The 17,847-nt window shown below is 39.4% G+C and carries 18 protein-coding genes and 1 tRNA gene; 5 read left to right on the plus strand and 14 right to left on the minus strand.

Annotated elements, in window-relative coordinates:
• Positions 1–156 precede the first annotated feature (156 nt).
• A complete protein-coding gene (locus U0M88_RS09345) occupies positions 157–858 on the minus strand; it encodes a TIGR00266 family protein (RefSeq protein WP_331869631.1) in 702 nt (233 codons plus the stop codon).
• A gap of 125 nt (positions 859–983) precedes the next feature.
• Between U0M88_RS09345 and U0M88_RS09350 the strand changes: the two genes are divergently transcribed.
• Positions 984–1,514: an NADPH-dependent FMN reductase gene (locus U0M88_RS09350; RefSeq protein ID WP_022789865.1), complete on the plus strand. Its 531-nt coding sequence runs from the start codon at positions 984–986 to the stop codon at positions 1,512–1,514.
• 89 nt (positions 1,515–1,603) lie between these two features.
• Positions 1,604–1,677, plus strand: a tRNA-Trp gene (locus tag U0M88_RS09355).
• 240 nt (positions 1,678–1,917) lie between these two features.
• Here the strand turns inward: U0M88_RS09355 and U0M88_RS09360 are convergent.
• Together U0M88_RS09360 and U0M88_RS09365 are read right to left on the minus strand one after the other, a co-directional pair.
• Positions 1,918–3,519 (minus strand): type IV secretory system conjugative DNA transfer family protein, encoded by a 1,602-nt coding sequence (locus tag U0M88_RS09360; RefSeq protein ID WP_331869632.1) that lies wholly within the window; start codon positions 3,517–3,519, stop codon positions 1,918–1,920.
• The gene (locus U0M88_RS09365) at positions 3,509–5,212 is read right to left on the minus strand and encodes a zinc-ribbon domain-containing protein (RefSeq protein ID WP_331869633.1); all 1,704 of its coding nucleotides are present in this window, start codon (positions 5,210–5,212) and stop codon (positions 3,509–3,511) included. Before U0M88_RS09365 ends, U0M88_RS09360 begins: the two co-directional genes overlap by 11 nt.
• Positions 5,213–5,532: 320 nt before the next feature.
• Here U0M88_RS09365 and U0M88_RS09370 point away from each other — a divergent pair, with 320 nt between their 5' ends.
• Positions 5,533–5,730 carry a hypothetical protein gene (locus tag U0M88_RS09370; RefSeq protein WP_331869634.1) on the plus strand — a complete coding sequence of 66 codons (198 nt, stop codon included), beginning with the start codon at positions 5,533–5,535 and terminating at the stop codon, positions 5,728–5,730.
• Between the two features lie 413 nt (positions 5,731–6,143).
• Here U0M88_RS09370 and U0M88_RS09375 read toward each other — a convergent pair whose 3' ends face one another.
• From U0M88_RS09375 to U0M88_RS09420, 10 genes are all read right to left on the minus strand, one after another.
• Complete coding sequence (locus tag U0M88_RS09375) at positions 6,144–6,617, minus strand: DUF6557 family protein (RefSeq protein WP_331869635.1); 474 nt, start codon at positions 6,615–6,617, stop codon at positions 6,144–6,146.
• An 11-nt stretch (positions 6,618–6,628) separates the two neighbouring features.
• On the minus strand, positions 6,629–7,642 hold the full coding sequence (locus tag U0M88_RS09380; protein ID WP_331869636.1) for a DNA polymerase beta superfamily protein: 1,014 nt from the start codon (positions 7,640–7,642) through the stop codon (positions 6,629–6,631).
• A gap of 4 nt (positions 7,643–7,646) precedes the next feature.
• Positions 7,647–9,011: a CCA tRNA nucleotidyltransferase gene (locus U0M88_RS09385; protein WP_331869637.1), complete on the minus strand. Its 1,365-nt coding sequence runs from the start codon at positions 9,009–9,011 to the stop codon at positions 7,647–7,649.
• The gene (locus U0M88_RS09390; RefSeq protein WP_331869638.1) at positions 9,004–9,282 is read right to left on the minus strand and encodes a hypothetical protein; all 279 of its coding nucleotides are present in this window, start codon (positions 9,280–9,282) and stop codon (positions 9,004–9,006) included. Before U0M88_RS09390 ends, U0M88_RS09385 begins: the two co-directional genes overlap by 8 nt.
• Before the next feature lie 32 nt (positions 9,283–9,314).
• Positions 9,315–10,052 (minus strand): metallophosphoesterase family protein, encoded by a 738-nt coding sequence (locus U0M88_RS09395; RefSeq protein WP_331869639.1) that lies wholly within the window; start codon positions 10,050–10,052, stop codon positions 9,315–9,317.
• A gap of 4 nt (positions 10,053–10,056) precedes the next feature.
• Positions 10,057–10,578 (minus strand): metallophosphoesterase, encoded by a 522-nt coding sequence (locus U0M88_RS09400; RefSeq protein WP_331869640.1) that lies wholly within the window; start codon positions 10,576–10,578, stop codon positions 10,057–10,059.
• Between the two features lie 30 nt (positions 10,579–10,608).
• A complete protein-coding gene (locus tag U0M88_RS09405) occupies positions 10,609–11,562 on the minus strand; it encodes a metallophosphoesterase family protein (protein WP_331869641.1) in 954 nt (317 codons plus the stop codon).
• Between the two features lie 15 nt (positions 11,563–11,577).
• Positions 11,578–11,871 carry a hypothetical protein gene (locus U0M88_RS09410; protein WP_331869642.1) on the minus strand — a complete coding sequence of 98 codons (294 nt, stop codon included), beginning with the start codon at positions 11,869–11,871 and terminating at the stop codon, positions 11,578–11,580.
• Positions 11,872–12,135: 264 nt separating this feature from the next.
• Positions 12,136–12,582, minus strand: a complete 447-nt coding sequence (locus U0M88_RS09415; RefSeq protein WP_331869643.1) for an NADAR family protein — start codon at positions 12,580–12,582, stop codon at positions 12,136–12,138.
• Positions 12,583–12,810: 228 nt separating this feature from the next.
• Positions 12,811–14,352 (minus strand): DUF2828 family protein, encoded by a 1,542-nt coding sequence (locus U0M88_RS09420; protein ID WP_331869644.1) that lies wholly within the window; start codon positions 14,350–14,352, stop codon positions 12,811–12,813.
• 396 nt (positions 14,353–14,748) lie between these two features.
• Here U0M88_RS09420 and U0M88_RS09425 point away from each other — a divergent pair, with 396 nt between their 5' ends.
• Both U0M88_RS09425 and U0M88_RS09430 read left to right on the plus strand, forming a co-directional pair.
• A complete protein-coding gene (locus tag U0M88_RS09425) occupies positions 14,749–15,795 on the plus strand; it encodes a WYL domain-containing protein (protein ID WP_331869645.1) in 1,047 nt (348 codons plus the stop codon).
• 157 nt (positions 15,796–15,952) lie between these two features.
• Complete coding sequence (locus tag U0M88_RS09430; RefSeq protein ID WP_331869646.1) at positions 15,953–16,228, plus strand: hypothetical protein; 276 nt, start codon at positions 15,953–15,955, stop codon at positions 16,226–16,228.
• Here U0M88_RS09430 and U0M88_RS09435 read toward each other — a convergent pair.
• Positions 16,225–17,778, minus strand: a complete 1,554-nt coding sequence (locus U0M88_RS09435) for a hypothetical protein (protein WP_331869647.1) — start codon at positions 17,776–17,778, stop codon at positions 16,225–16,227. The genes U0M88_RS09430 and U0M88_RS09435 overlap by 4 nt on opposite strands.
• Between the last annotated feature and the right edge of the window lie 69 nt (positions 17,779–17,847).

The raw sequence follows: 17,847 nt of genomic DNA on the forward strand, positions 1-17,847 counted from the left end.
ACATCACTGTCAACGACTTGTGGTTCACTACGCTTCGGCGGTAGATTCCATACGCGGCTGGTTTAACTCCAGCTGAATGCATGCCATGCCCGGCACACCATAAAAAAATACCGAGCGTTTATCCCGGTATTTTTACTCTATCATTCAATCACAACTCTAATTGCTTGTAGAAGATGGTAAGAATGGACGAATTGAATCCGCAAAATTATGTAGGTTACGGGTTTGGATCAATACTGTACCATTGCCATGAAATTCATTGACTAGACCTTCACCCGTTTTAAATCCGAAGGTTCCCGAGGCTACATGAATATCATATTGCAGATTAGCATTCCAAGCCACAACATGCTCATTATCGATCGTAATCGGATGCTCATCAGTAATATTTAAGGCTAGTAAATCACCAAAAGCCGACACTAAAATATCGCCTTCACCCTGTGTTTCCATCACAAATAATCCACCGGTTCCCGCAAAAACAGCTTTACCTAAATCTTGTTTTTTCATCAGATATTCAACGCTTTGATCACAGGCTAAAAATACGCCGGTATTTAAACGATATTGTTTATTGCCCTCTACACTTAAACAATGGATCTTACCAGGAATGGGAGGAGCAACGCCAATAAAGCCATCATCCGCTGTACCCGTTGCCATCGTAATAAACATGCTTTCTCCACTTGTCATACTGCGGCCAATAGCGCCTAAAACACCACCAATGCCTTTTTTTCCACTGTTCATTTTACCTTCCAATTCTACATTGGAAATATAGACCATGGAACCACGTTCTACCTTGATTGTTTCACCCCTTTTGAGTGATGCCTGCACGATTGGGCAATCTGAATCGCCAAAGATACTGTAATTCATATGCAATCCTCCTAAATATTTAACTTATCTTTATTGTATCGAACCTGCTTTGACTTTAAAAGCAAATTCGTTTTATTTTGAAATGGGTGTTGTTATAATGTGAATAAAGAAAGAGGGTGAACCCATTGAAAAAAATACTCTTTATTGTAGGTTCCTTACGCAAAAATGGATTTAATGAACAGTTGGCTAAAAAAACAGAAGAATTGATTGGAGAAAATGCACAAGTCGAATATTTAGACTGGTCTAAGGTTCCTTTCTTTAATCAGGATTTGGAAGCCAATCTTCCTGTTGAAGTGCAAGAAGTCAAAGATAAAGTTCGTGAAAGCGATGCACTATGGATCTTTACACCAGAATATAATCATCAGATTCCCGGTCCTTTAAAGAATCTGCTAGACTGGTTGTCCCGAGGTGCACCAAGCGTACTAAAAGATAAGAAAGTTACCTTCTCTGCTGCCGGTGGCGGAAGCGGTGGTGCCAATGTGCGCGATTTAATGATGTTGTTGTTGAATCAAATGATGATGGATACAATGAATATGCCAAATACCGGTATTCAAATCAGCATGGAAGGCTTTAAAACAGGACAGCTTGTTATAGAAGGTCTGCCATTAAATCAATTAAAGCGTCAAGTGAAAGCATTTTTAGATTATATCGCATAATAGACAGAGGCAAGACTTTCCTTGTCTCTGTCTTCTTTTAAAAAAGATTTGAAACTTACCAAGAACTGTGATAAGATATACGAGCACTTAGGGGTATAGTTCAATGGTAGAATAACGGTCTCCAAAACCGCTGATGTGGGTTCAACTCCTGCTACCCCTGCCAGTTAGTAAAATAAAGCACCAAATTGCTTTTATATAAAGCCGATTTGGTGCTTTTTCATTATTTTTATACGATCGTTGACTGTGATTTTGACTGTGATTTCAAAAAAAAACACTTTTCGATTTCGATATTTTTTAGTTATATATTTTAGATATTTTCAGAAAAAACAACTGTTCAATCCTGGAAGAACTAAGAAAATGAGATCCAAATTTTATAAAGTGACTTCATTCGTGATGAATCTTGCTAATTTAATATTCTTTCATCAACATCAGGAAAACAATCATTTTCTTCATCATCAAAATCTTCTACACAAATAGTGTCGATAAACTTTTGAAACTGTGTTTGCCCGAAAGCACCATCCTTCAGATGCTCGTTAAAGTTTGTTACTTCATTTTTTGATAAAGAATCTAACATAGCCGTATCGATCGGTACAACATGTGTCAGGATCGCTTTTTCATTTCTTTGAAATACATATTCCATACCGTAAGGAAGTTCCAGAATATTCTTTAGATCATTGTTCGATCGCAGAGCAATCGATCTTGCCGTATCGATATCTGTCCCTCCAAAGTACAGATAGGTATCGCAGGCATTTATAATGGTTTTTGCTGCATTCACCCCATATTCAGAAGTAAGCTGTGTTTCCGACTGCAGGATCAGGCTCATACCAATTCCACGACTTCGCAGCGATGCGAGCCGTCTTTCCATATCCGGTAAAGCATATGTCGCAAAATCATCAAGATAGAGATGCACGGGAACAGATAGACAATGATTGGGGCTTGTTTCCGCTTCCTTCACCAAGGTTTGGATCAGCTGGTTTAAAAAGCTTTCGATCAACGGATCATACGTTGAAGAAAGATCGTCAACGATCAGATACAGTACCGTCTTCTTTTTTCCAATCAGGGAAAGATCGATCTCATTAGTTGACATAAAGTCCAAAAGCGTACTGGATGCAAACAGATTCAATCGGGAAGTCACGGTTGCCAGGATGGAAGCCGTTGTTTTTTCAGAAGGTGCCACTGTTATAAACTGCTTATATAGATTTAAAGCTTTACTATCCGGATCGATCGTCTGTTCCTGTCCAAATCCATCTTTCCAGTGCAAGATACATACGTATCCATCCGAAGAGACGCTATAGTTCTGTTTATCAAAAATATCGATCAGATCCATAAAATCCACAGAATGCTCCGATAGATATTCTTCCTTCAGCTTTGGATGGTCTTTAAAGGCTTCCATATTCCTTAACTCATAGATGTTGAACCGATTCAATGCATTGTGAATCCCTCTTCCATCCGGATATCGAAGCCTGTGTCCATATTCCAGTTCCTTCATATACGTTTCCAGATTGTTCTTTCCTGTATCCAGATTGACTTTGCTCAGTTCAATCACATTTTCCATTGTCTGCCTAGACTTTGGGAATCGTTCTTTCAGAAATTGGATACAGATTGTTAAATAGACTTTGGCCATATTATCCCAAAACGGATCTCCCTGAAAGGATCGGTCATGAAAGATCATGGAAGCAAACTTTGTGATATCCACATCCTGCTCCAGAAAAGAAATCGGATTATATCGTTCTCCGATTTTAAAATTCTTAAAATCAAGGCAGTGGATATCATAGCCTCTTCCTTTCATGATCCCTGCGGTTTTTTTGATGAGATCGCCCTTAACATCGACAACGACCATGCTTTCCGAATAGGTATTTAAAATATTGGGAAGGACATAAGACAATGTCTTTTGAGTCCCGGGAGATCCTACCACCAGGACGTTGTTGCTTTTATGTGAGATGCGAGGATCTTTATCCATGCATACATCTTTAGCCAGAATACGATTATCTTTTTTATGATTCATACGCTGTCTCCCTGCTTTCATTCATCTTTTTTCTTGCTTTCCTGTAGGATTGGACCGTTGAAGCAATGCTCCTGTAACAGATATTTCCTTTTTTGTCCAACCAGAATACCTTCCTGCTTGATGACTTCATGACTTTGTCCGGGAAAATGCCATTCTTTGCGTTTAAATCATATAGCCAATATTTTTTTACCAGTTCGGGGAACTCTGTTTTCAGGTCATTGAACCCTGAAAGCAAAAGATGTCTGCAACAATACGGACATTGGGTGCCGCCATGCGTTCTGGAATAGACAGGTGTGATCCATTCATGCCCTTTTGAACATTTCCACCACACTTTAAAATGCGAGGATGGGGTAAATACATCCGGTGTCAGTCCCTGGTTCTTCTCGGTATTCCATTCCTTCACCAGATGGGGATATAAATTGGCCACATTATTTTTCTTGGGTGAATCATAATAAAGTTTCAAAATCTCAAATCGATCTTTTTCCAGATCCGGTATAAACTTCGCGTCCGGAAAAATAGATCCAATGATAGATTTCACCACATTTATTAGATCTTCATCTAAATGATTTTTACGTATAAAAAGATCATTCGAATAAACAGATCTTTTGGATTCATCCCCTTCATAGACACAGATTGGTTTTAATCCCCGGTCTTTGAAATATTGATTCTTATCCTGCTTACACCGATTCGCATGATAATAGTCACCGTTGTATTCTATAGCAACTTTCTGTCTGGGAAGATAGATATCGATTTCACGGCCATCAAACAAATATCTATTTTCAACAGGATCGACATATTGGGAAAGATAATAATATAGGAACTGTTCACCGTAGGAAGTATGCATCCTTTTTGTACAGTGCGAACAGATCAGTGGACGTGTAGCCAGTCGATCCAAAGATTTCTGAACAGCCCTTCCACACACGGGACAGGTAAACCAGTACTTTTTGTTTGACTTATAAAAGGCACCCTCCGGTTTGATCCTGTTTTTATCACAGTTCCAGAATTTTACATATTCCGGATAGTGGGCTGCGAAACTGTTGTTCTCTGTCACCACCTTGCCTGCGCAGGAAGGACAGCGACGACCTCTCTTGAACTCTTTTACAGAGGCCTTCCATTCATAGCCACAGTCTGGACATTTCCACCAGACCTTGCCTGGAGAACCGGACAGAGTATCATAGGGGCTCTTAGTATTTCTTGGATTCCAGTATTGGATGGATTCCGGACAAAGCATACCAATTGAATTCGCCTTGTTCTGCCTTTCTCTACATTTAGGGCAAATCGAATTTCGTTTGGCACGATTATAAATGGAAGCTTTCCATTCGTGTCCGCATTTGGAACATTTCCAGTACACTATTTTTTCCGAGCTTGCAAGAACTTCAGCGGGCCCGATCGAGTTTTTATCCCAGTCCCATTCCCTGGCAAGGCTGGGGTAATGATCCTGTAAAGAGCCTTTCTGTTTGACTTCTCTGGATGTTCTCTTGTTGCCACCTCGTTTTTTTCCACATCTTGGGCACCCGTGACCATGCGCACGGGTATAAAAAGGCGTAGTCCAAATGTATCTGCACTCCTGGCAGCGCCATGTACATATAGAATGTGATCCAGGCTTCAAGATCAGTTCCTCGATGGATTCTCCCGTTGAAGAACGTACAAATTCTTCTTGCAATGTTTCAAGATCTGCTTTAACTTTACTCATTGTATCCTCCTTATAGACAGTCAAAGACCGAAGAAATAAAAAAACATTGTATGAATAGCCCACACAATGTCAAAATGAACCTGCCAAAGCTTTTATGATTGAACCTGAACCAATTAACTAGTATAATCAATTAGCACGGTGCGATTTTTCGTTGTGTAGGTACTGCGATTACCTATGCAGGTTTCAAAGACTGGTACTCTTTGAAACTGCCGTGTTTTTTTATTTCCATCGTTATTATAATATATATGGTACCATTTATCAAGCGCTTTAATTGATTTTTATTTAATTTTCACTTAAAATTTTTATTAAAGGGAATCATTATGACTACAGAAGCTCAGAAAAAAGCAAATAGAAAATACGAAATCGAAAAAACAGAAAATATTAGAATTCGAGTTCCAATAGGAAAAAAAGAATTGATACAACAGTGCGCAAAATTAAATCATGAATCGATCAATGGAATGGTTAATCGTTTAATCGATCAGGAATTATCCAAACAGGGGCTAAAAAAGATTGATTAGCGCATTACTTTACATATAGATACTTGAATCGTTTTTTTAATTTTCTATATTTCTTTTTTTGAAAAGATTAAAAGAGCTCATTCTTTGTACATTAATTGTAACTAAGAATTAAAAATGAAGACTAGCTTACATAGTTTAAAAACTTGTTGAAAACTAGTTCTTGAAGAACCTCGCGTGATGAAGAACTATCAGGGAGATTTGGTGGTTTTGATTGTCTATCCCGTTAATTCGGAACCACCAAAATAGTGAAATCAAAAAAACTAAAAAATGATCAATGCTATGTCTATAACGAATCATTTAGAAAGTCCCACTTTTTATTTTAAGAAGATTTTCAACAAGCTCATCTAATCTTAAATGATAATTTAAACCAGCTCTGCCCATTTTTCAGATAGAAAACTTAATGTTAATATGACTTATAATTTAAGATTTACATTTTTTAAAGAATCCAATAGCTTTTTCTGGTTTTTACATACTGTTTGATAATCAAAACCGTCAAATGTGATTTCCCATAAGATTTCAATCAAGGTCCTTTCTGTTCCATATTTTAGAATCGATTCCTCAACGATTGGTGCATCAATCAGTTCCTTCCAGTCGATAAGATCCATAGCATAATGTACCGGATCATTTTCTTCCATAATATAGACATCATAAAAATACTGTATCGTTTCTTCTTCTAGATCATCCAGATATCGTTCAACACCGATTGTCCAATGAAATGGAGTTCTCTCAAAACCAAGCAGCTCCTTAAATAGTCTGTCGATTCGTTTGATGGTAGGTTGCATATTCTTTTTTATCGTGCATTTTTTAAGATATTGGCTAAATACAAAGGCGAAATATTCCTTATCTTTTGGATTATCATGCATTTTCAATAATTCTCGAAATGTCATAGTCTTTACACCTACTTAAAATATATCTGATTGATTTGTGTCACAAACGCATCAATAGCGTACTGATCCACTTCATCAGGAAGCGTGGAATGTCGACGACTGTCATCCAGACGTTGCGACAGTTCTTCATGCAGTTGAAAGAATGCCTGTGTAGGCTGTTCCTTTTCATCGGTATATTCTCCATTTCGAATCGACATCAGAAGATCATGTTCCTTTTCGCGATAGGTATGGACCTGATGGGTTTCCAAAATCTCGATTCCCATAAACATCAGGCGAATCAGATGCATCATATGCTTATTGATCTTGTTGTGCTGATAGGCCTTGGCATTGCAAAATCCCATTTTATCAAAGTCCAGTACGACATGTCGGGATGTCTTTAAGACTCGATTGAAATCTCGAACTGGTAAATGCCGTGCCTGTATATCCATAAAGATTTCGGTCGATAAATCTTCTGTAGTCGCTTTATCGATATAAAAATGAAATTGGTTGCGATCTAAACCCAACTGGCTGTACAAGTTATCCATAGCTCGATGCATAGACTGCAGAATACGCTTTTCCTTCTCCTCTTGGGACTGCAGATGAGATGATTTGTTGAGCAACCGCGTCAGCTGCATGGAAGCATAGCCTGCAAAAGAGCGTCCCACCCGTTTGGAAAGAAACAAATCTACATGATCAATCAGCTCCTGACCAACCGGATGAAGGACCAGTGTATCACAGGGACGACAGCCTAAGATCTCAAACATGTTGGGATTCGCATGGCGCAAAAGTTCTGTAAATTTCAAAAGGCTGTAAATCGTGGTATCGGTTTTGGATTCGACGACCTGTTCAAAAGTACGACGACCGGAAAACAATTCAGTTAATGAATTCATAGCCACCCCGCGCACATCCACATCACTGGTTTCCACCTGTGTTCCATAGGCGTGACTTCCACCTAAAGTCAACAGGATGATTTGCTTGTGTAAACGAGGATCGTTGCGCAAAAAATCATACTCCGGTTTCTGAAGGAAACTCTTTAGATCTTCCATAGAATCACTTCCTTTCCAGGTTCATCACTCGATAACGTCTTTGGTTCTTTTTGATAAAACAGCTCAATTCTTCTTTGGTATTTTTTTCAGAATGCTGCATAATTTGATCCAAACACTCCTGCTGGATTACCGGGATTTTTTTAGGATCAATGTTCGGACACAATGTAAGGATCGTATGTCCGTCGATCTTCAAATCTGAAAACCGATATGGATGATTCTGAATAAAATCCATATAAAATGTTTTAAAATCCAGTAAATCGGGTATCATCTTTTCCGGATGACGGTGCGCAGAGGCATCACAGAGTTTGACGATCAACAGGGATTTCATAAATTCCGGATACAGATGATGTTTGACCAACATCTTTCGCATTCCCTTATAGGTCATGGACAAATGGTAATCATGATATTGGACTAATTTTAGGATGCGTTCGATTTCGGCATTGGAAAAACGATAGGTAGTCAAAAAGTGTCTTGCTAGTTTTACACTGACCTCGGCATGACCATAGAAATGATCCACCCCATTGGTATCGGTTGTTTTCACACTGGGCTTCCCAATATCGTGCAGCAGTAAGGCATAGCGAATGGTTTTCTCCTCAAAAGCGGAAAGCATCTCATGGGAAACGACAGGCACAAAAATCAACACATTACGCAGAGCATCGAGCGTATGATGTCCTACATCGGTATAGTGATAGGGATTCTTCTGTTCACAAAGAAACAGTTCACTTAAGTGCGAGTCAATGGTTTCCAACAAACCCGATTCATACAACATATCCAGCCCGTTACTGTCGGAAAAGAGGATCTTATCCAGTTCATCCCGTATTCTCTCCCTGGATACCTGGTCTAATAAAGAAGAATTGATTTGGATAAGCTGCCAGGCATGGAAATCGATGGAAAAATCCAGTTGACACGCGAAGCGGATCATCCGCAGCATCCGTAAAGGATCTTCACGGATTCGATCCAATCCATTGCCGGTAAACCGTAAGAGTTTTGCCTGTAAATCATCGAAGCCACCATAAGGATCAACCAGACCATCCTGTAAGGAAAACGCCATCGCATTGATCGTAATATCTCGACAGGCCAGATCCTCCTGAATCGTGCCACTTTGATTTCGATAGGTCGTGATCTCAATAAAATCATTCTGGATATGAACGGTGATCGTGTTATGCCGCATTCCGGTTCGAATACAGTGATAATCACAAAAGACGTTCTCCATCTGTTCAGGTGTTGCGTTGGTTGCCAGATCATAATCCTTGGGGTTCTTGTTCATCAACAAATCACGAACGGCACCACCGACTAAAAATGCTTCAAAGCCTGCCTGTTTCAATAAGAGTAGTGTCTGTTTTACATTTTTCGGTAATTTATCATTCATAGGTCATTTCCTCTTTGATTTCATCTTTCATGGCCTGTATGCGTTTCTTATCACTATGTTTCCATCCCATATTTTTTGTTTTCTCTGTACAAAGCGGGCAGGAACAGTGCACCTTTCCTTTGTCCAGGCGATGGGGCTCTTTGAGTTCTCTACAAAGATCATCTGGTCCCAGCATAAAATATCGTAATATCTCTGCCTTCCGGTGAATATGCACCTTGGTATAATGCCGATGATAGGCTCTTCCATGCCCTGCATTTTGTTTTCCTCTCATGACCCCACCACCTTTCCTTGAAAAATTTATTTTTACATCTTCCAACGTGCTGCATTTTGATGGGTTTCACAGTCCAAAATCTGATGATAGAGAAAGTGAAACGAATCAGTAAAGTCTTCATCGATATGATAATGTCCACAGTACCACTGTTGATACTGAATCTTGTTTTTTAACAAATCCAAAAAGTCCAGAATATTCACGGCATTGAAAGGATATCCATTTTCCATAAAGCTGTCACCGAAACCTAACGTTTTAGCTATGGATCGCGGAGCATCATGAGTGATTACAATATTCACTTTATTCTTTACTTTTTTCAAGTTTTCAATGGCATTGGCACACTCCACATCGTTTGGAAGTTCTTCTTCCCACCAGGAATACCCTTTGATACGAGAGGCACGGTCAATACTGAACGCTCCGCCAAAGGTAAAGATTGTTTTGCCCTGTATTTGATAGACTTCTCCCCGCATTAGATGATAAATAGAATCTCGAAGTCGATGGACCCTGCCACCCCATTTTTCTTCGATCTTATACTGATGTAAACGGGTAAAATTTTCATGATTTCCATCCACAAAGATAGTAGTCCAGGGTTGTTCATTTAACCATTTCAATTTCTTCCATTCATTCTCTGTTCCATCGATACTGAGGATCAATCCAAAATCTCCGCAGATGATTACGATATCTCCTTTTGTAAGCTTTTGACCAACAGGAAAATTGTTTTTATGAAATCGCAGCAAATCCCCGTGGATATCACCCGTTATAAAGATACTCATTCTTTTATCGCTCCAATCCAAAGAATTCACAAATGGCATTCAACGATACCGGACAATAGTCATTGGCATCCACACCGACATCATAACGAAGGATACCTTCCTGTTTCATTTGTTCATTATAGGTAAACTTGTTATGTTGATGACCATGTAGGTGCAAAGAGCCGTGTCTGGACTTCGGCCATTCCACCATGGGATAGTGCATCAAAGCAATCGGGTACTTATAATAGCCCTTCAGTTCATAAAAGTCATAGATAGCCTCAAATAAAGTCGGATCATAAGTCTTATCGTGGTTTCCCCGAAGTAAGATCTTTTTGCCCTTTAATTGGCGAATCAAATCGTTAGCTTCTTCGACAGGAATACGAAACGATAAATCCCCCAGAATATAAACGGTATCGTTTTTTGCCACCCTGGAATTATAACTACGAATCAATGTTCGGTTCATTTTTTCGACAGTTTCAAACGGTCGATCACAAAATTGGATCGCATTGGCATGTCCTAAATGGAGATCACTGGTAAACCAGATCATAGCTTTCACTTCCTTTCTGAAACTTATATTTTATTCCTCTTTGACGATCCATTCTTCATGGATTCTTTTACAGAGTGCATGTTTGCCGAAGGGTTGTTCATCGGTGCAAAGGATATCATAATCGGAATATCCATATCGATAGAGCCCTAAACCATATGGATAAACACGATGGATAATTCCGTGAATCATCGGTTTCTCGCCCTCTTTTGGTGCAAAACGTACCTTATCCCCTAACTGAAATTCCGGATAAAGAACGCCTGCATTGGTCTTATCCTTTGTATCCAGGATTCTTTGATACAAAAAATGAAAAGATTTCGTATCATAATCGATATGATAGTGACCGCAAAACCAATCCTGGAAGGAAACCGTTTTTAAAACCTCATTCAAAAAATCTAGAATATTGACTCGTTTGTTATCATAACCATTGCTTTGCATCACATCTCGATTATATCCTAAACTCTCCGCATAAGATCGAGGTGCATCGTGTGTGACGATAATATCGACTTTATAATCATGGGAGGCAAGATTTTTCTTCGCATGCTCACATTCTTCTGTACTTGGTAATTCCTCCTGCCACCAGGTTTCATTTTCAACGCGAGCTTCGCGATCATGGCTGAAAGCACCGCCAAAAGCAAAGATTTTTTGCTCTTTGATTTGATAGATCTCTCCCCGCATCAAATGAAAGACTTTTTGAGAGATTTGTTGCACTTGTCCTCCCCATTTTCTTTGAACGGGATACGTTTTTAATCGGTGGAAATTTTCATGATTTCCATCCACAAACAAAGTGGTCCAAGGCTTGCTGTCGAGCCAGTTTAGCCAATATTTTTCTTCCGGCGATTCTTCCAAATCAAAAACAAGTCCAAAATCCCCGCAAATGATCAAAATATCGCCTGTCTTGATCTTATTTTTTTGGCATAGATTCATGTTGTTGAGCTTGTGGATATCATGGCCTCCATGGATATCACCCGTTATAAAGATACTCATTTCGATTTTTCCTTCCTAGATATAATATTTCATCATCTTTTCAAAAATCGCTACAACTTCACCATATCCTAATTCTGTCAAAAAGGAACACATCAATGTATCCGCTTGTCGATGGTCTTCTTCAATCGCTTCCAATTTTTCCATGGCAACCTTAAAAGAATCTCGATCATCGACAGGAATGGTAATTTTTGCCAATTCTTCCATTTTTAATTTGAATTCTTCAGGTGTAAATTGCTTGGCTTTTTCATATTCTTGAGCAACTTCAGGGCCTTGCAAACATTCTTTTTTTAATTCTTGAAATAAAAACATTTTTCACTTCCTTTCTGCCTAAACTTTTCCCGTCTTATTCTTATTTTTTCTAGCTTCAATTTCCTCTGTCAGCATTTTTTCAATATTCCTAAATGATAGTGAAAGAATCGGTTTTGATCTCCATGATAACATCGATCAAAATATAGACATTCCTGATGATATCTTTCAATGTGTTTTGATACCATTTTAATGCTCTATCATCCAATGTTTTCTTTGGTCCGGCTCCATCATCACAGTCCCTTATCTCTGCATATTACTTCTTGATCAAAAATCTTTATCACACTTTTTATCTCGTCTGATTTGTTCATCCTTTCGAATCTTCATGAGGATTTTTCCCATCTTATTTTCACCAATACCGTTAACGGTTCCCCAATACTGATCGTTCCAGTGGTTACCTTCTTCCAAAGGTCGGTTTCCTGTATAGACCAGCTTATCCATTAAATCAGGATGCTGCGTGAATTTTGCCAAGCAGATCTCGTACATGATCTGATCTTTGACGGTTTCCCAATCCTTGCGTAAGGGAATGGTCTTGCCCAGGTTACGCGCCTCGATTGGGCCACAACTTTCAAATTTTTGTTTTACTTTTTCATCACATGTTTTCTGTGCTTGAAAGGCTGCCTCATTGTTAGAATAGATTCGACCTCTATACTCGACAGAAATTTCATAAAAGTTATTTAAAAAGACATACTCTCCTTTAAATTGACGAATCATATCGATCATCCTTTCCATTTATAATTTGATTCGAAAAAGATCTGTGCTGGGGATAAATCATTGATTTCCATCACAGATCTTATGATTGTCCAAATTGAAAAGGCTCATTAGACGTTTTTTTCCTGTTCCTGTCTTATGATGAAATAACACAGTAATAAAACCATCATTATAAAGAATAATGAGTGTGTCCAATGGATTCCTTTTTTTGCAACTGGATCTCCCGCATATCTAGGCCTCCTTATCAACAAAGAATGAATCGACAAAGTCATAGGGTTTTAAAGCTTTATACATCAATTCCTCGGCACTATCGACAGGATCTCCCTGCAGGATCAGATCGATCGTATGCTGACTGGATCCCGATACAAACCGAATATTTGGTTCTCGAGTTGAAGCCGCAAAATGTGTATTTCTTGCCTGTACGTTCCAGTACACGATTTCTGGTAGTTTTAAACCTTTTTTGGCAAACTTGTCACGGAACGTTTCATAGGTAGGAACGCCTCTGACATCGCAGTCAAATTCCATATCCGAAATGATCACGATTCGATCCACCATATCTTCCGGATCAAAATCCGGTCGATCCACAACTGAAAGAAGCAGATCATAAACAGCCTGAATGTTCGTATTGGAAATATCGTTATACAGTCTAGTTTCCTGAAGCTGCCCAATCAAAGATTCACTTTGAAGCTGAACAAACTGCGGTCTTGAAGAAAATGTGATAAAGCAGTTATGGAACGGGCCGGTCAGCTGACTGGCAAACAGGATGCTTAGACTGGTGGCAATCTCAATCGGTAAGATAGAACCAAAGCCTCCGTACATGGAACCGGAACCATCCCGCACAACGATTGTTTTGGATGCAGATGTTGTCTTTGACAAAGCATCCCATTGTGCCTGTATCAGATCTTTCTGCGCCTGTGATAAAGTGCCCCGATAAAATGGATGAACGATCTGATACGGATATAAAGTATCTGCATGGACCATTGTCTTTCTTTTCTTTACATCTTCTAAATACGTGTTAAAGCGCTCTTCGTCATTTCTTAAAAAAGCCCGGTTGTACTTATGCATGGCACCTGCCGGAACACCGGAATAAGGAAAAGAATAGTCTTTTTGTCGTAAGTCATTTTCCAGGATGTGAAGATCCCTACGCAACAGGGAAAGTGTCTTTCGATATTGTTGCTGTGTCATATTCAAGGCTTTCGCTATTTGTCGTCCCTGTTTTCTGGTCATCTTGTTGGAAGCATTGGCGGAAGGAAGCCACTTGGTCAGAAGTGAAACCGGATGTTTTAATTCATGCGCTTTTAGATCTTTCTGCAACTGATTTTGGACCCAGGTTGTCATATTCTCCTGTACAGGAGTACTCAAGGCTTCCATCAGATCATCGTAGCGACCATAATCCGGAATATAGGGAAGCATTTGCGTCGCAATTTTTGGGTTTGTCTTACACAAATCATGAAAACACGTGCGAAAGCTTTGACGTTCTCCCATTCCGTGTTTTATATCGCGAAGGTAGAACAGATTCTTGACAGCTAGAGTCGGATCTTCTGCATAGGCCTGATGAAAAAGCTTCAGCATTTTAAACTGATTCTGTCGCATAGCACCTGACAATCCAAAAAAATCCAGATTGGCATTGCAGGTCGTGCCATAGGCCGTATCGCCATTTTCGGTATAGACCTTACTGCATTCTTCCTTGATCAAGTTCATCATATGTTCAACCTTCTTTCTGTACTGAAAACGGCGCTTATACAAAGCGCCCTGTCCCATCCTGTGATACATCGGCTAAACAAGATTCCATAACTATTATGTTAGCGGTCATAATTAGGTATAGTTATCATCTTCTCTGTTTTCAAAGTTGCGGTGCAAATCTTTCACCGATGCGGGAATTCAAGATTCTCTCTTTTTCTTCATCTGACCAATGAAGACGTAAATAATCAGTTTACATGTAGAATATTTATTGAGATTGTGCGAATTGGCTGTCTGAATCTTACTCCCCGGACAGATCTTCCATTGGAAGACACTTATAGAGTATCAGAAAATAAATACTTATAAAATTCTCAGTTTTAAAATATTTTTATAGAATATAATAAGCTTTATATAAAGTATATTTTGATATTATTATATTTATTTTTAAGAATAAAATATGTTATAGTCTAAATAAGGAGGATTCATTTTATGGTTAGAGTACAACCGACAGTGCCTGCTGATGTAGCGCATTTACTGGAGAAAGATGCCGAACTGTTCCATTTCTTCAAACAGAATGGACAGATCAATAAAAATCAGTTTCTAAATACACTGTTTTTGAATTATCACAATACCTATTTCTCCATGCGCAAGGAAATTGGTCAGGATCTTATTGAAATCGCAAAAAAAAGCAGCGCCACTATCGATGACAGCCTGCTGCATGATCTTGTCCTCTATATCGAAAACAAACATATGACGCTTGAATCAGATTCCAAAGGCAAGGTTTTGACGATCCAGATCAACAAGCCAAACAATCTTGCCTATAAGGATTTTATAGATACATTTTCAAATCAGTATGCTTCCGAATCGGAACTGTTTAAAAGATTGTTTGTTTCCTATGCCTCTTTACCATTGAATCAAAGAGAACGGATCATCTTTAAAACATCCACTGACAAGATTCTGGAAGCCATCAATCTGCATAAAAAGATCAAGATCACAAGAGACAATCGGGATCGTATCGTATCCCCATATTCTCTGACCACATCCAAAGAAGAGTTGTATAACTATCTTTTATGTAAGGATCATACCCATGAAGGAAGATTGATGTCTTTGCGACTGACCTTTATCGAACACGTATTCATTTTGGATGAAGACATAGAGCTGGATAAGACAGATATACACTATCTGGAAAAAACACGTTTGCAGTGCCCGCAGTTTGTCATGCGCCCCAACGATGAACAAGTCAAAGTGTATCTGACAAAAAAAGGAATTGCCAATTTAAAGAAGATCTATACTTTTAGACCGCCTATTCTTGCGATCGATGAAGAAAAACAGGTTTATACATTTTCCTGCTCACAATCCCAGGCAGAACGATACTTTACCAAATTTGGTTCGGAAGCGATCGTCATTGAACCTAAGGAACTATCCGAATCCATCAAAAATGAGTTGTTCAAAGCGTACAAAGACTATAGTGAATACATTAAGCATGGATTGGAATCTTTGAAGAGAAATAAGAAAGCACATAATCAATCCTATTAATATTCGAGATAACAAAATCGTATCATCGTATTAGGCATATTACTTTCACTAATATTGATCCTGCCACAGGTAAAAGAAAAGAGATGTGTAGCATGTAATGACCAATTGCATATACATCTCTTTTTTATATATTGAATTAATAGGACAACAAATAAGTATGAATTACTTTCTCAAGCTTTTATACAAGTCCGCATTTCTTTCAACTCGTGATAAACCGATGATACCCATTCTTCTTTTACGTTCCAGTCGAAGAATAGCAAGAGCCGATACACCCATAGCTAATAAGGAAGCGGCAGATCCGGTGATGACTCCGGTATCCGTACCTTCCGTCGTTGTGGAAGTGGTTGTTTCCGTAGACGTTGTTGTAGAAGAATCCGTAGACAGTGTTGTTGATGGACTTTCCGGAGTCGTTGGATCTTCCGGTTTGATCTAGTCATTGATCAAATCGTTCATTTCATCGATCAGGGCTTCATAGTTGGCTTTTGCCTGATTGTAAGCATCCTGGGCTTCACGCAAATCACCGGTAGCCGTAGCAGTTACTTCCTGAGCTTCTTTCAATGCCATTTCAGCCTGCTGCATGGTAGCAAAAGCACCTGTAATGGATGGATACAGTGCCTGTACTGACAATACAAAGGTATCATCGGTTTCCATCGGCGTAACGATCTGTCCGGCAGCCACTTTGGAGACTTCGACCTGCAGATTTTCCAACAGAGCTTTACGTGTTTTTGCAGCAGTCACTTTGGCCTGTGCCGTTTCAACAGCCGTTGTGCTTTCAGCAACTTCAGCCTGTAAAGCTTCCACTTCGAAGGTCAATGTATTGACTTTTTCTTCTGCGGTTTTTAAAGCTTCCAGTGCCACTTCTACATTCGTGGTACTGTCACCGTTCAACAGTGCTTCATACGCTTCTTTTGCAGCATCGTAAGCAGCCTGGACTTCGGCTTCTTTTTCTTTTACGGCATCGACACGGATCTGGATTTCCGCCTGAATTGCTTTGCCTTCCTCTACGGCAGTCTGATAAGGCTGTAAGCTTTCGGCTTTTTCCTCATAAGCAGCTTTTGCCTCTTCTTCCGCATCTTTAGCATCATTCCATGCTTTTTCCGCATTATCCACTTTGGTACCGGCTTCGGCAACAGCTTCTTCGAAGTGATCCAGATTGTATTCAATCGTTTCAATGGAAGACTCTGCCTCTTCACGACCCTGTACGGCGGTATCGTGAGCTTTCTGGGCTTCGGCTAACGTCGTTTCCGCAGTTTCTTTCTGTGTCTGTAATTCAGAAACGGTTTCTCGTTGCGCTTCCATTTCGTGATACAAGTTCAGATAATCGGTACGGGCTTGGGAAGCAGTTTCACGAGTGGTTTCCATTTCCTGACGCAATGGTTCCAGAGAAGCTTCCAATTCCTGATAGGCTTCTTTCTTGGCACTGGCATCACTCTGCGCCTGTGTATAGGCATTCTGAGCGGTAGTGACCTGCCCTTCGGCGTTGGTCTTCTGACTTTGCAGATCGGCCAATTCAGCTTTCAAGGTTTCCAGCTTTTCACGAAGTTCATCCATCGAAGAACCGGAACCTTCCAGACTGGCAATATACGCATCCAATTTTGCCATATATTCGGATACACTCATCGCATTAGCTACATATGTTTCATTTCTGCTGAATGTTTGACCAAATAAGGTACCTTCAATATTTAATCCTGGCCAAATCACATCAACCATGGCGAAACCAGCATATTTGTAAGCAGGGTTAATAATATTTTCATAATGACCAACTTGCACGTTTCCGACACTAATTCCAAGTTCGTTTGCAATTTGTTTCTTCAATTCGGAATTTTTATTAACCTGTTCAATAGTTAAGCCGTGCTCTTGAAGATAATCATAAACTTTCTTTTCATCTTCATACCAAGCTCCGAACGGATTGCCTCCAGTAACGGCCAAATTTTCACCAACATTATTTAATTCGCTATACCCACAGTTTGGTGATTTAGCCATAATTCAGCATTAAAAAGAAACCTCAAATAAAGCATCTGTTGCAATCTGCCGGATAAAAAAGTAATGAAT

It is taken from the genome of Faecalicoccus sp., from assembly GCF_036552745.1.
GTDB lineage: Bacteria > Bacillota_I > Bacilli_A > Erysipelotrichales > Erysipelotrichaceae > Faecalicoccus.

Bases quoted from the DNA above. Each gene is read 5' to 3' on its own strand.
- U0M88_RS09400 (WP_331869640.1), bottom strand. From the start codon at position 10,578: ATGATCTGGTTTACCAGTGATCTCCATTTAGGACATGCCAATGCGATC.
- U0M88_RS09425 (WP_331869645.1), top strand. From the start codon at position 14,749: ATGGTTAGAGTACAACCGACAGTGCCTGCTGATGTAGCGCATTTACTG.
- U0M88_RS09435 (WP_331869647.1), bottom strand. From the start codon at position 17,778: ATGGCTAAATCACCAAACTGTGGGTATAGCGAATTAAATAATGTTGGT.
- U0M88_RS09360 (WP_331869632.1), bottom strand. From the start codon at position 3,519: ATGAATCATAAAAAAGATAATCGTATTCTGGCTAAAGATGTATGCATG.
- U0M88_RS09365 (WP_331869633.1), bottom strand. From the start codon at position 5,212: ATGAGTAAAGTTAAAGCAGATCTTGAAACATTGCAAGAAGAATTTGTA.
- U0M88_RS09420 (WP_331869644.1), bottom strand. From the start codon at position 14,352: ATGTATCACAGGATGGGACAGGGCGCTTTGTATAAGCGCCGTTTTCAG.
- U0M88_RS09345 (WP_331869631.1), bottom strand. From the start codon at position 858: ATGAATTACAGTATCTTTGGCGATTCAGATTGCCCAATCGTGCAGGCA.
- U0M88_RS09430 (WP_331869646.1), top strand. From the start codon at position 15,953: ATGAATTACTTTCTCAAGCTTTTATACAAGTCCGCATTTCTTTCAACT.
- U0M88_RS09395 (WP_331869639.1), bottom strand. From the start codon at position 10,052: ATGAGTATCTTTATAACGGGTGATATCCACGGGGATTTGCTGCGATTT.
- U0M88_RS09410 (WP_331869642.1), bottom strand. From the start codon at position 11,871: ATGTTTTTATTTCAAGAATTAAAAAAAGAATGTTTGCAAGGCCCTGAA.
- U0M88_RS09380 (WP_331869636.1), bottom strand. From the start codon at position 7,642: ATGGAAGATCTAAAGAGTTTCCTTCAGAAACCGGAGTATGATTTTTTG.
- U0M88_RS09405 (WP_331869641.1), bottom strand. From the start codon at position 11,562: ATGAGTATCTTTATAACGGGTGATATCCATGGAGGCCATGATATCCAC.
- U0M88_RS09375 (WP_331869635.1), bottom strand. From the start codon at position 6,617: ATGACATTTCGAGAATTATTGAAAATGCATGATAATCCAAAAGATAAG.
- U0M88_RS09415 (WP_331869643.1), bottom strand. From the start codon at position 12,582: ATGATTCGTCAATTTAAAGGAGAGTATGTCTTTTTAAATAACTTTTAT.
- U0M88_RS09390 (WP_331869638.1), bottom strand. From the start codon at position 9,282: ATGAGAGGAAAACAAAATGCAGGGCATGGAAGAGCCTATCATCGGCAT.
- U0M88_RS09385 (WP_331869637.1), bottom strand. From the start codon at position 9,011: ATGAATGATAAATTACCGAAAAATGTAAAACAGACACTACTCTTATTG.
- U0M88_RS09370 (WP_331869634.1), top strand. From the start codon at position 5,533: ATGACTACAGAAGCTCAGAAAAAAGCAAATAGAAAATACGAAATCGAA.